The sequence below is a fragment of the Capnocytophaga sp. oral taxon 329 str. F0087 genome, assembly GCF_000213295.2.
Classification (GTDB): domain Bacteria; phylum Bacteroidota; class Bacteroidia; order Flavobacteriales; family Flavobacteriaceae; genus Capnocytophaga; species Capnocytophaga leadbetteri_A.
In genome coordinates, this window is sequence record NZ_KN390011.1 from 1,332 (window position 1) to 16,980 (window position 15,649).

General features: G+C 41.9%; 13 protein-coding genes. 12 read left to right on the forward strand and 1 reads right to left on the reverse strand.

The window, feature by feature from the left end; translation table 11 throughout:
- From HMPREF9074_RS12705 to HMPREF9074_RS07200, 12 genes are all read left to right on the forward strand, one after another.
- Positions 1 to 196 (forward strand): carboxypeptidase-like regulatory domain-containing protein (locus HMPREF9074_RS12705; protein ID WP_084063428.1); only part of this gene is annotated, 196 nt, incomplete at its 5' end.
- Positions 197 to 251: 55 nt separating this feature from the next.
- A complete protein-coding gene (locus HMPREF9074_RS07155) occupies positions 252 to 3,083 on the forward strand; it encodes a SusC/RagA family TonB-linked outer membrane protein (RefSeq protein WP_009390058.1) in 2,832 nt (943 codons plus the stop codon).
- Positions 3,084 to 3,107: 24 nt separating this feature from the next.
- On the forward strand, positions 3,108 to 4,805 hold the full coding sequence (locus HMPREF9074_RS07160; protein WP_009390059.1) for a RagB/SusD family nutrient uptake outer membrane protein: 1,698 nt from the start codon (positions 3,108 to 3,110) through the stop codon (positions 4,803 to 4,805).
- A 60-nt stretch (positions 4,806 to 4,865) separates the two neighbouring features.
- Positions 4,866 to 5,087 (forward strand): hypothetical protein, encoded by a 222-nt coding sequence (locus HMPREF9074_RS11780; protein ID WP_009390060.1) that lies wholly within the window; start codon positions 4,866 to 4,868, stop codon positions 5,085 to 5,087.
- A 70-nt stretch (positions 5,088 to 5,157) separates the two neighbouring features.
- Entirely contained in the window at positions 5,158 to 5,721 is a 564-nt protein-coding gene (locus HMPREF9074_RS07165; protein WP_009390061.1) for a four helix bundle suffix domain-containing protein, read from the forward strand.
- Positions 5,711 to 6,547 (forward strand): glycoside hydrolase family 16 protein, encoded by an 837-nt coding sequence (locus tag HMPREF9074_RS07170; protein WP_009390062.1) that lies wholly within the window; start codon positions 5,711 to 5,713, stop codon positions 6,545 to 6,547. The genes HMPREF9074_RS07165 and HMPREF9074_RS07170 overlap by 11 nt, the downstream gene beginning before the upstream one ends.
- Before the next feature lie 62 nt (positions 6,548 to 6,609).
- Positions 6,610 to 7,284 (forward strand): hypothetical protein, encoded by a 675-nt coding sequence (locus tag HMPREF9074_RS07175; protein WP_034540129.1) that lies wholly within the window; start codon positions 6,610 to 6,612, stop codon positions 7,282 to 7,284.
- A gap of 271 nt (positions 7,285 to 7,555) precedes the next feature.
- A complete protein-coding gene (locus HMPREF9074_RS11910) occupies positions 7,556 to 8,680 on the forward strand; it encodes an adenylate kinase (RefSeq protein WP_009390066.1) in 1,125 nt (374 codons plus the stop codon).
- Entirely contained in the window at positions 8,680 to 9,678 is a 999-nt protein-coding gene (gene obgE, locus HMPREF9074_RS07185; protein WP_009390067.1) for a GTPase ObgE, read from the forward strand. The genes HMPREF9074_RS11910 and obgE overlap by 1 nt, the downstream gene beginning before the upstream one ends.
- Positions 9,679 to 9,703: 25 nt before the next feature.
- Complete coding sequence (locus HMPREF9074_RS07190; RefSeq protein WP_009390069.1) at positions 9,704 to 11,917, forward strand: hypothetical protein; 2,214 nt, start codon at positions 9,704 to 9,706, stop codon at positions 11,915 to 11,917.
- 40 nt (positions 11,918 to 11,957) lie between these two features.
- Positions 11,958 to 12,980 (forward strand): UDP-glucose 4-epimerase GalE, encoded by a 1,023-nt coding sequence (gene galE / locus HMPREF9074_RS07195; protein WP_009390072.1) that lies wholly within the window; start codon positions 11,958 to 11,960, stop codon positions 12,978 to 12,980.
- Between the two features lie 118 nt (positions 12,981 to 13,098).
- The gene (locus HMPREF9074_RS07200) at positions 13,099 to 14,157 is read left to right on the forward strand and encodes an NAD(P)/FAD-dependent oxidoreductase (RefSeq protein WP_009390074.1); all 1,059 of its coding nucleotides are present in this window, start codon (positions 13,099 to 13,101) and stop codon (positions 14,155 to 14,157) included.
- Here the strand turns inward: HMPREF9074_RS07200 and HMPREF9074_RS07205 are convergent.
- The gene (locus HMPREF9074_RS07205; RefSeq protein ID WP_009390076.1) at positions 14,154 to 15,332 is read right to left on the reverse strand and encodes a dicarboxylate/amino acid:cation symporter; all 1,179 of its coding nucleotides are present in this window, start codon (positions 15,330 to 15,332) and stop codon (positions 14,154 to 14,156) included. The two genes, HMPREF9074_RS07200 and HMPREF9074_RS07205, sit on opposite strands and share 4 nt — an antisense overlap.
- Between the last annotated feature and the right edge of the window lie 317 nt (positions 15,333 to 15,649).

The following is a 15,649-nucleotide window of genomic DNA, read 5'->3' on the forward strand; positions in this document are numbered from 1 at the left end:
ATCAGTAAAAGGGACAGTTACTGATGAAAGCAAACTACCGATGCCAGGGGTTTCAGTAGTGGTGAAAGGCACTACCCACGGTACCTCGACTGACATTGATGGTAAGTATGAATTGCAGGCTAAAGCCGGTGATGTACTTGAATTTAGTTCAGTAGGCTATACTACCCAAACTAAAAAAGTTGTAGGGGGGGGGTAAAAGTTACTCACTTAGTGTAGTACTAAAAGAAAGTACCCAAGAACTTACTGAAGTAGTGGTTGTAGGGTATGGTACTCAGAAAAAGGAAAACTTAACAGGAGCTATAGCGACTGTAGATGCTAAAGTACTTGAAAGCCGTCCGCTTACTACTATAGGACAAGGACTACAAGGGGTTATTCCGAACTTGAACATCAGCACTTCTAACGGTCGTCCAGGGGCTGGCTCTTCATTTAATATTAGGGGTTTTACCTCTATTAACGGTGGTTCGCCATTAGTGTTAGTAGATGGAGTACAAATGGACCCTAACCAAATCAACCCTAATGATGTAGAGAACGTAACTGTACTAAAAGATGCTGCTTCAGCGGCTATTTACGGAGGACGTGCTGCTTTTGGGGTGGTGCTTATCACTACTAAAAAAGGTAAAAAGAGTACTCCTATGCAGATAAATATCTCTACCGACTACTCTATCACAAGACCTACCAGATTGCCTGACTTAGTAAACTCTGTAGACTATCTAAAAATGTATATGGAGGCAGATAATACAGGAAGAATATCAGGAGGTAGAACAGGGTCTCAAAACTTCACTCAAACAGACCTTGAAAAAGCACAGGCTTATTTGAACAATCCGACTCCTGCCAATTCAGTATATCCTGACCCTAATGACCCTAAAAAATACAGATATGTGGGCAATACCAATTGGGTGAAAGAGATGTTCCCAGGTTGGGCTCCGCAAGCACAGCACAACGTATCTCTTTCAGGAGGTAGTGAAAAGACTACTTACTTGGCTTCAGTAGGTATGTTTAGCCAAGATGGGCTATTTAAAGCCGCTAAACAAAAATTTGAACGTTACAACGTAACCCTTAGCTTAAATACTGATATTACTAAGTGGTTATCACTTCACTTAAAATCTGCCATCAATCACAAAGATAACAACCAGCCTTCAGATGTTGGTTTAGGTTTCTCGCCAGAACGTTTTGCTACAGACGTAAAACCATTGATGCCTGTATATCACCCTGATGGTCATTTCTCAGGACAAGGAAACTTTACTAACCCTTTTGCGGTAATAGCTACAGGTGGTAGAAGCACTTATAAATCAGATGATATTTGGATAACTAGTGGCTTTACCCTCACCCCTATTAAACACGTGAAAATAGTAGGTGATTACACTTGGAATCCGTATCACTACAACGGTAAGAGCTTTGTAAAGCAATTTAAAGAATACGGAGCTCCTACTGATGGCACAAGCATTTACGACCCTCTGAAAGCAACTGATTTGGGTTATTACCCACACAATAACCCTTCGAGAGTGTCAGAAAACAATAGTCACGATTTGTATCAGGCAGCCAATATTTACGCTCAGTACGAAAATACTTTTGCTGAAAAACACTATGTAAAGGCAATGGTGGGGTACAACCAAGAAGAAAAACACAATGAATCATTCAGTGTATCGACTAAAAACTTAGTAAACCAAGACTATCCGTTTTTGAAACTTAACAACGATGAAAAACCATCAGTAGGTAGCGGCATAAGCGATTGGGCATTGATAGGTTCTTTCTTCAGATTGAACTATGTATTTGACCAAAAATATTTGGTAGAGGTAAATGGTAGATATGATGGTTCATCACGCTTTAGCCGTGAAAGCCGTTATGTATTTAGTCCGTCAGCATCTTTGGGTTGGCGTATTTCTAAAGAGAAATTCTTTGAACCTATCAATACCATTGTAAGCGATTTGAAACTAAGAGCTTCATACGGTAAACTGCCTAACCAACAAGTGTCAGCACTTTACCCTTATCTACCTACAATGGGATATGGTACTAAAACAGGTTATATATTTGGTACCCAACAATTGCCATACGTTTCAGCTCCTGGCTTAGTAAGTAATAACTTTACTTGGGAAGAAGTAGCGACTCGTAACTTTGGGGTAGACTTTGGCTTCTTTGACAACCGCCTTACAGGGTCATTTGACTACTATATTCGTAATACTAATGGAATGTTAGTAAGTGGTATCCCTCTACCAGCGGTATTGGGTACAGGAGCTCCTCAGCGCAACGCAGCTGACCTAGAAACTAAAGGTTTTGAGTTAGTATTAGGATGGAAAGACAAAATAGGAGAAGACTTTAAATATAACGTATCTTTCAACTTAGCAGATAGCCGTTCGTTTATCACCAAATACGATCTTAACCCTACTAACGATTTGGGTCATTACTACGTAGGTAGAGAGATAGGAGAAATTTGGGGTTATGAAACAGAAGGTTTGTATCAAACAGACGCTGAAGCAGCTGCTGTAGACAATTCGAAATTAGGGAACTACAAATGGTTAGCGGGAGACGTGAAGTATAAAGACCTAGATGGTAACAACAAAATTGACTGGGGTAATAATACGTTAGATAACCCTGGTGATAGAAAAATTATCGGTAATTCGCAAGCGCGCTATACATTTGGTTTGAATTTAGGAGGTGAGTTTAAGAACATCGACTTTACAGTCTTCTTCCAAGGAGTAGGCAAACGCGATGCGGTACTTGGAGGTGCTTATTTCTGGGGCTTTACTAACGAATGGGATGTACCTGCTACTAATCAGTTAGACCACTGGACACCTGATAACAGAGATGCTTATTACCCACGTTTGCGTTTTGGTGGAGGTAATATGAATACTCAAACACGCTATATGCAAGATGCTTCGTATATACGCCTTAAACAAGTAACTATAGGTTATACACTACCGAAAGATGTAATGGGCCGTATAGGAATAGACAATTTGCGTTTGTTTGTGACAGGTCAGAACCTTTGGGAATGGACTAAGCTACTTAAATCATACGACCCAGAGTTGCTATCGCAAGATTATCCTATCAACCGTATCGTAACGTTAGGCTTACAAGCACGTTTTTAGTACTAAACATAAAAAACATAAACAATGAAAAATCTATATAAACACATAGTATTTGCGGGTATTTTGTTGGCGACCTTAAGCCAAACCGCTTGCAAGAATGACGATTTTTTGGATAAGTATCCACCTGATTCATTTAACGAAAAGGGGTACTTCAACACAGATAATGACTTGAAGATTTTTGCCAATCGTTTTTACGGTAGTTTGCCAGTGCAAATTCTTATCTATAACGATGGCGACTCTGACAATATGGTGCCCCGAAATGTGAATACCTTTTTGGCAGGAAACTATACAGTACCTGCTTCAGGAGGAGGTTGGTCTACAGGAGATTGGAACGGTATTTATAACTGTAACTTTTTCTTAGACAACTACAGCCGCTCAACAGGTTTGCACAAAGAACAATTTGCAGCAGAAGTGCGTTTCTTCAGAGCATTGTACTATTGGGATAAAGTAAAGACCTTTGGTGATGTGCCTTTGGTTTTGACTAAGGTAAACGACGCTTCGCCTATTATCTACGGTCCTAGAGTGCCACATAAGCAAGTGATGGAGAAAGTATTAGAAGACTTGGACTTTGCGGTACAACATTTGCCTGCAAAAGCATCGGCAGAAGCTGGACGCCTACATAAAGATGCTGCTTTAGCTCTAAAATCGAGAATAGCGCTATGGGAAGGTACTTTTAGGAAATATCACGGATTAGGAGATGAGACAAGCTGGCTACAAGCAGCAGCAGATGCTTCGCAAGCGCTTATAAACTCAGGCAGATATAGAGTGTACAGCACTGGAAATCCGACTAAGGATTATCGTAATTTGTTTATACAAAAAGACCTTTCTACTAATAGCGAGGCTATAATGGCACGCACCTATATACAAGGGATAGGTACCCACGGTTATACTCGTACTGCGGGTGAAAATAGTACCGGCTGTAGCAAAGACTTTATGGAAAATTACCTATTTACTGATGGTAAGCCTATTAGTGGTACTTCATTTACTTATGATGATAGCACTCCTGCAGGTGAAGCTGCTAACCGCGACCCTCGCTATGCACAGACAGTTGCTACCCCAGGATTTGTATGGACAGAAAATCCTGACCCTACAAGACAACAAGTAGTAACCCTACCTGCTGTAGGTAGTGGACAAACAAGTTCTGGTTATTGGTTTATAAAAGGACGCTCAAGCGACCCAGAACAATGGATAGCTCAGCAAAGTGATTTGGATTTATTCATATTCCGTTACGCAGAAATACTGTTAAACTACGCAGAAGCTAAATATGAATTAGGAACTTTGAGTCAAGGTGATTTGGATATCAGCATCAACAAGCTAAGAGACCGTGTGGGTATGCCACACCTAACCACTACAGTGAGTGCAGATGCTAATGCCGATAACTACGGCTATACAGTAACCCCTCTACTATACGAAATTCGCAGAGAACGCCGTATTGAATTAATAGGAGAAGGTTTCCGTTTTGATGATATAATGCGTTGGAAAGCAGGAAAATTGATAGAAAATCCTAAAACTATCAGAGGTATGAAACTTACTCCTGCCCTAAAAGCACTATACCCTGCCAGATCGGGAGTAGCTAATCTACCTGTAGATAGCAATAACTATTTGATAATGTATCCTTCACTTCCTCTAACTGGCCGTGTTTGGAATGATAAACAATATTTATATCCGCTACCTACCGACCAACTTCAGTTAGTAGGCTACAGACAAAACCCTGGATGGTAGAAGTTTAGAGAATTACCCAATTAGTATTTTAACTTTGCCAAAGGTTATAGCATATTTGTTATGACCTTTGGCAAAGTTTTTTTTGGTGGGAGTGTGAGCCGCACCGGCGATTGTAGGACAGGTAGGACAGGTGGGAGTGCGAGCCGCACGGGCGATTATGGGACAGGTGGGACGAGTGGGACGGGTGAGACAAGTGGGACAGGTGAGACAGGTGGGACAGGTGAGACAGGTGGGACAGGTGAGACAGGTGGGACAGGTGGGACGAGTGGGATAAAAAAATAGAGGGAATAGGCCGTTGTATCGAAAAAAATACTAACTTTGTGCTCTATAATAACAAACTAAAAACAAAATAATGACAACTTTTTTGAAATTGAAAGGAGGATACAGATCTTTGTATGCTTACCAAAAAGCAGAGGTAATTTATGATATTACTTTTTACTTCACTCAACATTTTCTTACTAAAGGTGACCGTACTATAGACCAAATGCTGCAAGCTGCTCGCTCTGGCAAACAAAATATTGCTGAAGGAAGTAAGGCTTCGACTACTTCGATTGAAACTGAAATAAAACTTACTAACGTGGCTAAAGCAAGTCTTGAGGAACTACTCATAGATTATGAAGACTATTTGAGAGTTAGAAATAAAGAACAATGGCATATAGGACACCCTCGCTATGATAAGGTTCGCACTTTTGCTTCGAGTAAGGAAATCTTTGAACTTTATCCGTCTTTGCTGCCTAAATATGATGATGCGTCTTTAGCAAATCTTTGCATTACTCTTATTAACCAAACTACTTTTTTACTTCGGCGATTAATAGAAAAACAACAAGAGGTGTTTTTGCAAAAAGGTGGCGTAAGAGAGCAAATGAGTGTAGCCAGAAGAAGAATATTAACAAATCATAATAGCAATGAAAATTAGTTTTTTATTATTAAGTGCCTTTGTATTAGGCAATGCTTGCTATAAGGTTGCGCAAGAGGAAAAGAAACTTCAAGAACCTCAGAAACCTAAAGTAGAACAGTCTGTGAGCAAACAATGGCAATTGGTATGGGAAGATAATTTTGATCGAGATGATATTTTCGCTACAGGGATATGGTCTAAAATATCGCGCAATGAGAAGATAGATTGGCGCAATACAATGAGCGATGACCCTAGTCTGTACGACATAAAAGAGGGTAACCTTATACTATACGGCAAAATGAATACTGACCTAAAGGCAGACCCATCGGAGTATATCACTGGAGGGGTCTATACTATTAATAAAAAGTATTTTGAGACAGGTAGGCTAGAGGTGCGCTGTAAGCTGGAATCGACTCAAGGGGCGTGGCCTGCAATATGGATGCTCCCTAAAGAGGGCAAATGGCCTACAGGAGGCGAAATAGATATTATGGAGCATCTGAATTACGATGATTTTGTCTATCAAACGCTCCATACTTCATACACTAAAAACGTGAGCAAACAAAACCCTAAAAGTGGTAGCACTGCTAAAATCAATGCTAATGATTACAACGTATATGCGGTGGAATGGGATGCTGAAAGTGTGCGTTTGTATGTGAATGGGGTGCAGACGCTTTTGTACCCTTATCTGAAAGATCAGCAAGACAAAGGTCAGTACCCTTTTGTTAGACCTTATTATCTGCTTATAGATATGCAGCTCGGCGGCAACTGGGTAGGAGCCGTTAAGCCTTTTGATAAGCCTGTGGCTATGTATATCGATTGGGTACGATACTATCAATTAGCTGATTAGTCGATTAGCAAATTTGCTAATTAGCAAATTATGTTGTAGTTTTGCCGAAATTATTATCTACAATGAAAATACAATTTTTTATAGCTCTTTCGGCGGTGGCACTTATTGGGTGCAAAAATAATCCGCAAGAAATAACCGTAGCTGAAGATGCTATGGCTAATACTCAGTTGGCTGAAGAACAACGCGATAAGACAAAAGACGCTAATCCGTTTGACCAAGGGACAGCACTTTCAACTCCTGCTACTTCGCAAGGAGGTGGGGTGACACTCAATCCGCCACACGGACAACCTGGTCACCGTTGCGATATAGCAGTAGGAGCTCCTCTGCCTAATGACGGCAACGTGATAGCTCAAGCCCAAAATGTAAGTCACCCCGTAAGTCAGGGGGAGGCGATGCCCGTAGTGTCGAATGGAATGGAGCAGCCGCAAGTGATACAAGTATCGCAGCCTCAGAATTATGTAGGGGCTAATGGTGAAAAGCTCAATCCGCCACACGGACAACCTGGTCACCGTTGTGATATACCGGTAGGAGCCCCACTCAACAGCAAGCCTGCAGCGGCTACTACAGCCGCTCCTGCCCAACAACCGCAAGTAGTGCAACAGCAGGTGGTGATAGACCCTCAGCAGGCACAACAGCATACGGGCACGACAGAACCCGGCTTCTCAGGGAAACCTAATCCGCCACACGGACAACCCGGTCACCGTTGCGATATAGCGGTGGGAGCTACTTTGCCGTAGGGATTGGGAAGTTTGCTGGTTTGTAAAAAAATGATTACTTTTGCCAAAAAATAAGGCCTATACTAAATTTATAATGGAATTTGTTTTTATACAAACATCCCCCCTGCCCCCTTCAAAAGGGGGAGACGTGATGGGCAATATACACGAATATTATACTTGTATATCATACCAAATCTATTGGATATAAAGTTTAACTCCCATTATAAATTTAGTATTGCCAAAATAAGAATTAGTTTTTAACCATTTACAAATAACCATTAATAATTATATAATGGAACTTATAAAAATACACGATAAAACTTTTGAGCCGTATATCAGTGCTCAGCAACTTGATGAAATTAATGCCCGTATGGCCGCTGAGGTCTATCAAGACTTAGGAGAGTCGCGACCTGTGTTTGTTGCTGTCCTTAATGGTTCGTTTATGTTCGCTGCCGACTTCGTGAGACATTACAAAGGCGAATGCGAGATTTCTTTCGTAAAAATGTCTTCTTATGAAGGCACCCAGTCTACCGGAAAGGTACACGAACTTATTGGTCTATCAGGTTCGGTAGAAGGGCGCGACGTGGTAATACTGGAAGATATAGTAGATACCGGTAATACACTAGAAGAAATATACCGTATCTTCAAAGATAAAAAAGTGAAATCGTTTAGAATCGCTACCCTATTTTTCAAACCTGATGCCTACAAAAAAGACTTCAAAATAGACTACGTGGGCAAGCCTATCCCTAACCGCTTTATCGTAGGCTATGGCTTAGATTTTGACGAGGTAGGGCGTAACTTACCACAAGTATATCAATTAAACACCTCTATAACAATGACAAATTTAGTACTTTTTGGCAAACCAGGTGCTGGCAAAGGCACTCAAGCCGCTTTTTTGAAAGACAAATACAACTTAGTGCATATCTCTACCGGCGATATTTTCCGTTTCAATATCAAAAACGAGACGAAATTAGGTAAATTAGCACAATCATACATCGAAAAAGGCGATCTTGTGCCTGATGAGGTGACTATACAGATGCTTCAAGAGGAAGTAGAAAAGAATCCTAACGCTGAAGGCTTCCTTTTTGATGGGTTCCCACGTACGATAGCACAGGCTGAAGCTCTTGATGCTTTCTTGACATCTAAAGGAATGCGCATACACGGTACACTTGCCTTAGAAGCTGATGATGAGGTGCTTATAAAACGTATTGTAGAGCGTGGTAAAGTGAGCGGACGCGCTGATGACCAAGATGAAGAAAAGATAAAAAATCGTTTTGTAGAATACAACGAAAAGACTGCTCCGCTTATCGCTTATTATAAAGCACAAGGCAAATATCACGCTGTAGATGGTATTGGTACAGTAGAAGAGATTACTGTACGCTTATCTAAGGCTATTGACCAAATAAAAGCCCAATAATGACGGAAGGTAATTTTACAGATTACGTAAAGATATACGCGGCATCGGGCAACGGTGGTGCAGGCTCTATGCACCTGCACCGCGAGAAGTTTGTACCCAAAGGAGGTCCTGATGGAGGCGATGGGGGTCGTGGGGGGCATATTATCCTAAAAGGTAATAAGCACCTATGGACGCTCATACACTTCAAATTTCAGAAGCACTTTCGCGCTGAACACGGCGAGGCAGGAGGGGCTAACCGCAGTTTTGGGGCTGATGGCAAGGATATTTACTTAGAAGTGCCGCTGGGCACCATCGTAAAAGATGCAGAGACGGAAGAAGTTCTTTTTGAAATCACCGAAGACGGGCAAGAGGTTATCGCCTTACGCGGTGGCAAAGGGGGCTTAGGCAATTGGCATTTTAGGACGGCTACTAACCAGACACCACGCTATGCACAACCAGGGTTGCCAGGTGAGGAGCGCGAGCTGTTGTTAGAGCTGAAAGTGCTTGCCGATGTAGGATTGGTGGGCTTCCCTAATGCGGGTAAATCGACGCTACTATCAGTTATCACTTCTGCTAAACCTAAAATTGGCGATTATCCTTTTACTACCCTCAAACCTAACTTGGGCATTGTAGAAAACCGCGACTTTCAATCGTTTGTAATGGCTGATATCCCTGGTATTATAGAGGGGGCAGCTGAAGGCAAAGGATTGGGGCATTTCTTCTTGCGACATATTGAGCGCAACTCGCTATTGCTGTTTCTCATTCCCGCTGATGCTAATGATATAGTAGCAGAGTATGAGATACTGCTGAATGAGCTCAAGAAGTATAATCCTGAACTTTTGGACAAACAGCGGTTGGTGGCAATCTCTAAATCGGATATGCTTGATGAGGAACTGACGGCTGCTATAGATAAGGAATTGGCTGCTAAGCTGAAAGTGCCTTATCTGTTTATCTCGTCGGTTTCGGGCAAAGGCATACAAAAACTAAAAGATGAGCTAATGAGTCGATTAGACAATTAGTAAATTAGCAAATTGACAAATCAATATGAACAAGATACTTACACTTTGTGCATTATTCCCTTTGGTGGCAGTAGCACAGCCGTCTGACCTTATCGGGGTATACAAATCAAAAGAAGCGCGACAGTTTCAGCTTCGCATCAATGCTGATAATACGGTAGATGCGCTGATGGCTACGGGTACTTATACCGCAAAAGATAAGAATATTAGTTTGCAGTTTGGCACCGGTAATAGCTTTAGGGTAGTGAAAACGCAAGGTACAACAGACCAGCTGACCCTTACGTTTAAAGAGGCTGATATAAATATGTTCGACCCTCGTTTCTTGTATATAGGCTACAAAAACAGCAAAGGAGAAATCGTGTACGAAAGTGCGTATAACAAACTGCAAGGGCAAGATGATTATACGATAGAAATACCGCGCACGGATAATCTTTACCTTGTGAATGCTTATGGTGTAGCTATTACAGGCGATAAAAAGGCTGCCGTAATTATTGAAGAATATCTTGTTGGTAAAAATACTAGCGGAGTAGAAATTACTTTTGATACAGAAAATTCGGTTAGAAATGAGTTGCAAGCAACCTATAACCCTGAAAAGCAAACGCTTACCCTCAATGATAAATCACTCTCGTCTAATCCTATAGTATTTAGCAAAGTGTTGGCTGTTGATGCGCAGGCATTGCAACCTGTAGCTACCGAAAAGGTAAAGCAGTGGAAGCATCTTATTGCTTTTGACGAAGAGAAAGATATACCTGAATTTAACCCAGAGAAGAAAGCCCTTAGTACCTTAAAACAGGCTAATAGCCTTAGTGCAGCCCTTGCAGCAGCTAAGAAAAATAATCGATTGGTAGCGCTGCTTTATCAGCCTAACAACAAGAATGCTACTAACGAATTTAAAGAGCTATTTGAATGGTATGAGCAGAACGGGGAGACAGTGCTGACTGACCCTTACCTCTTTGAACTTTACTTAGCGACAGCTAAAGAGCTAAAAAGTTTGAAAGCTAAAGGGCTCACTAACGAAGACCAGCTTATCATTCTGACCTCTGAAGGAGAGGTGATTTACCACGAACCGGCTACCATAGCGCAAGTGTTAGCTGATGAAACATTGGAGTACAACCATACCGGTCTGTTGCGCACAGCAGCTAAAGCAAGTTTAGCCGATAGAGTACTCAGCAATCCTAAAGCACCGCTAAAAGAGGTTGTAAAGGTCTTAATAGCACTCTCTAATTACACTCAAGACCCTGATGTGCAATTGCTCTTAGCCAAACGCCCTAAAACTGGTGATGTAGAAACTGATGAAGATAAACAGGCTACAATAGACTACCAATTAGAAAACCTTATCACTTACTACAAAAAACCTGAAAACTTATATCGTTTGCAGCTTACTCCAGAGCAGCTTATCGCCCAATGGAAGCGTGTAGTCGCTGCGCATAAGGCAGACGCTAAGCTCGATACTGATTTCGCGCTATTGGCATCGCTTAATGTAGAGATAAATGATAATTTTTTCACTAAAACTTTCTACTTAAATTATGAGCCTACTACAACTGACCTTGAAGCAGGAGCTTACCTCTTAAGGTTTTTCAAAGAGATAAAAGCTCATAATGATGCCCTTAAAGATATTGGCGACTATACCTATATACAACGCATTGATAGAGGGTATATAGCATTTAATACCGCTGCGGTAGAACGCACTCTAAAGGCTTGCTACGACCTCGACAAGGCTACCCTGCCAGAGGTGAAAAAAGCCTATGCTGAAGGGATTAAAAATGGCGCTCTTTCGTCTTTAGATTATATTGACTTTCTTTATAATCAAGATTTGACTACTGATGCTGCTATGGCTTTTGATACTTACTTCAAAAACCTAATGGCTACCGATGCTAACCTAATAGCTGCCCTCGATAACGATTTTACCAATAATAATCCAGAGAACAGCTGGCGTTATTATAAGATGCTCTTTGCCAATCGCGCTAATAATATAGCTTGGAAGGTATATGAAGACCAGCCTAATAGTAAAGCCCTTATGGCAGAGGCTTATCGATGGGCAAAGGCAGCCGTGCAGTTAGAGCCTAAGAGTCCTTATTACCTTGATACGCTTGCTCACTTGATGTTTGCTCACGGCGATAAGAAAGAGGCTGTTGCTACTGAAGAGAAGGCGGTAAGTCTGTTGAGCCAAGATGAAGATGGCAATGCTGAGCAGAAAGAGGAGATAAAGAAAAATCTTATAAAGATGAAGCAAGGACTTTAGCCATATACTTAACGACAAACAAATACCAACACATATAAAAATGAAAAAGATAGTAGTAACGGGTGGGTTGGGCTTTATAGGCTCGCACACCGTAGTAGAATTGCAAAATGCAGGTTTTGAGGTGGTTATCATCGATAACCTATCTAATGCGCAAGAGAGTGTATTAGAGCACATCACTAAAATAACAGGTAAAAAACCGCTGTTTGAGAAGTTTGACCTTAGAGATAAGGCAGATGTACAAGATTTCTTCCGTCGCCATACTGATGTAGAGGGGCTTATACACTTTGCTGCCTCTAAAGCTGTGGGCGAGAGCGTAGAAAAACCTTTGCTTTATTACAACAACAACCTCACCAGCCTTATTTATCTGTTAGAAGAACTCAGCAAGCTGAAAAAGGCGCACTTTATCTTTAGTTCGTCTTGTACCGTATATGGGCAAGCTGATAAGTTACCTATCACCGAAGATGCTCCTGTGAAAAAAGCAGAGTCGCCTTATGGCAATACTAAGCAGATTTCAGAAGAGATTATTAGCGATACCTGCCGCGTAACGCCTCAGTTAAATGCTATTGCTTTGCGCTATTTCAACCCTATAGGGGCACACCCTTCAGCCGAAATAGGCGAGTTGCCTTTGGGCGTACCTCAGAACTTAGTGCCTTATATCACCCAGACAGCTATAGGCTTGCGCGAAAAACTATCGGTATTTGGTGATGATTATCCAACTCCTGATGGCACTTGTATTCGTGACTATATACACGTAGTCGATTTGGCAAAAGCACACGTTATTGCGTTACAACGTCTCTTAAACGATAAGAATGCTGAGAATTACGAGGTATTTAATATCGGTACAGGCAAAGGCAGCAGCGTGTTAGAGGTAATACAAAGTTTTGAGCGAGTATCAGGCAAGAAGCTAAACTACCAAATAGTAGCTCGTCGTGCAGGTGACGTAACAGCTGCTTATGCTAATACTGATAGAGCAAACCACGTATTGGGTTGGGAAGCTAAATCGACCTTAGACGATGCGATGCTTTCAGCTTGGAAATGGGAACAAAAAGTTAGAAGCAAATAGTCTTAAACAATTAATAAAAAAACTGCCTGAGAGGTTTTAGCTCTCAGGCAGTTTTTTATTGTTAAGTTAATCATTCACAATTAAATTATTACCTTTGCATTCAAAAAGAAAGAAGAAGATGTTTGACTTTATAATTGTAGGGGCAGGATTAGCAGGCGTTAGTTTCGCTCATTTGCTTGAGCAGCACGGCAAAAGCTTCTGCTTACTATCCGACCGCTCTCAGGTAGCGAGCTTAATAGCTGGAGGGGTCTATAATCCGGTAGTGTTAAAGCGTTTTACCCCTATTTGGAAAGCAGAAGAGATTATGGCGTGCGCCAATCGTTTTTATGACAATATAGAGGCTACAATGGGGCAACCTTTGCGCATTAGTTTGCCGGTACTGCGCAAGTTCGCTTCTGTAGAAGAGCAAAACAATTGGTTTGCAGCTTCCGATACGCCCATACTCCAACACTACCTGAGCACTACCTTACGCACTACCCCTTCTGAGGCGTTGCCTGCTCCTTACCTATTAGGCGAGGTGCTACATACAGGGCGCTTAGATATTGAGCGTTATATACAGCTCAGTCTGCGCTCTTGGCAAGAGGCGGGGGTATACCACTTTCATTCTTTCGACTACTCAGCCCTCGATATACAGCCTGACTTCGTGGCTTATCAGGGGGTAACAGCTCAGCATATTGTCTTCTGCGAAGGCTGTGGTATTAGCAAAAATCCGTATTTTAATTCTTTGCCTATGCGTCCGTGCAAGGGCGAGAGCCTTACTATCAAAGCTCCCGACCTACAGCTACAAGCTATCTTCAAAAGCGACGGCTCTATTATCAGTATGGGGGCCGATATTTACCGCGTAGGAGCTACTTACGACCCCGAAGACCTTACCGACACTATTACCGAGGCAGGACGTGCCGAACTGCTCGAAAAACTGCATAAGATGACGGATTCTCCTTATGAAATCATATCGCACCAAGCGGCTATACGCCCTACTGTAGGCGATAGACGTCCTTTGGTGGGGGCACACCCACTTTATCCGCACTTATGGGTATTAAATGGCTTGGGCACACGCGGCGTGCTCAATGCGCCTCTGTGTGCCCAAGTATTATATAAAGCGGTATTTGAAGGGGAGGAAATACCGTCAGAAATGAATGTCAATCGCTTTAACAAACGGTTGCGCCGCAAGGGCTAATCTTCGTCAGCTGTTTGCGGTCTTTTAGCTATCTTATCTACTATCAGAGCTACAGCCCCGTCACCTGTTACGTTGCAAGCAGTACCGAAGCTATCCATAGCTATATAGAGGGCTACCATTAGCGCCTGTTGGTTCTCGTCGAAGCCTAACATAGAGTGTAGTACCCCCAATGCCGCCATAATCGCACCACCAGGTACCCCAGGTGCCGCTACCATAATAATACCCAGCATCATTATAAAGCCTGCAAACATACTAAAATCGTATGGAGTGCCTTGCAGCATCATTAGCGCAAGAGCACAAGCGGTTATCTTCATTGTACTACCCGATAGGTGAATAGTAGCGCAGAGCGGAATAACAAAGCCAGCAATGCGTTGCGAAATACCTAATTTAAGCGACTGGCGCAAAGTTACTGGTATAGTAGCTGCCGACGATTGCGTACCCAATGCCGTAGCGTAAGCAGGCAGCATAGTGCCTAATGATTTAATCGGATTTTTACCAGAGATAAGCCCTGCGAAAATATATTGCAATAGCAGCAGCACTATGTGCATAATAAAGAGGATAATAATGAGTTTAAAGAACACTACCATTACTGAAGCTACTTGTCCGCTAAAAGTTATTTCCGCAAAAATCGTCATAATATAGTAGGGCAATACGGGTATGATAGCTTTAGTAATAAGCCACTTCACTATATCGCCAAATTCTTTAACTACATTAGTAAGTACGGGAGCTTCGCGTACTGAGAGTCCAATTCCTACGATAAAAGAGAGTAAGAGTGCCGTCATTACATCAAAGATAGGCGGCATATCGATTGTAAAATAGGGGGGGAGTGACCGGCTGTGGTCTTCCAAAGTGCCTATTTGTTCGTTTTCTAATAGAGAACTGAAGAGAGCATCTCCTATGAAATAAGTAGAGAACCCTGAAAAGAGGGTAAACCCATAGGCAATCACTACTGTGATGGCGAGTAGCTTACCAGCATTTTTTTCTAAATCGCCAATAGAGGGCATAATAAGCCCTATCATAATCAGCGGAATAGAGAAGTTGAGGAAGTTTGCAAATAATGATTTAAAAGTAATGAGAATGCGATATAGCCAGTCAGGCGCATAGTTGCCTAATAATATACCCAATCCGATACCGCAGAATACTTTAAATAATAAACTGTTAAAGATTTTTTCCATTTGTATTTTTATTTTTAGCTATTAAGTTCGAGGCAAAAGTAACAATTAATTGCTAAATTAGCAAGTTTGTCGCTAAAAATTAGTCGTTAGCCGTTAGAAGGGTGTCGCTTACTTAACGACTCATTTCTAACGGCTAACGACTAACTACTAGCGACTAATCTCTATTCTGCTATCAATCCAAACTCAGCACCACTGGCAAAGTCTTGTCCGTACTGCTCGCTTAGGGCGGTAAAACGCACGTAGCGCGCCTTTACAGGGCTTTTGAAGAGTACTTGCTGTGGTGTGCCTCTGTTTTGAGAAAAACTGCCTTTATGCAC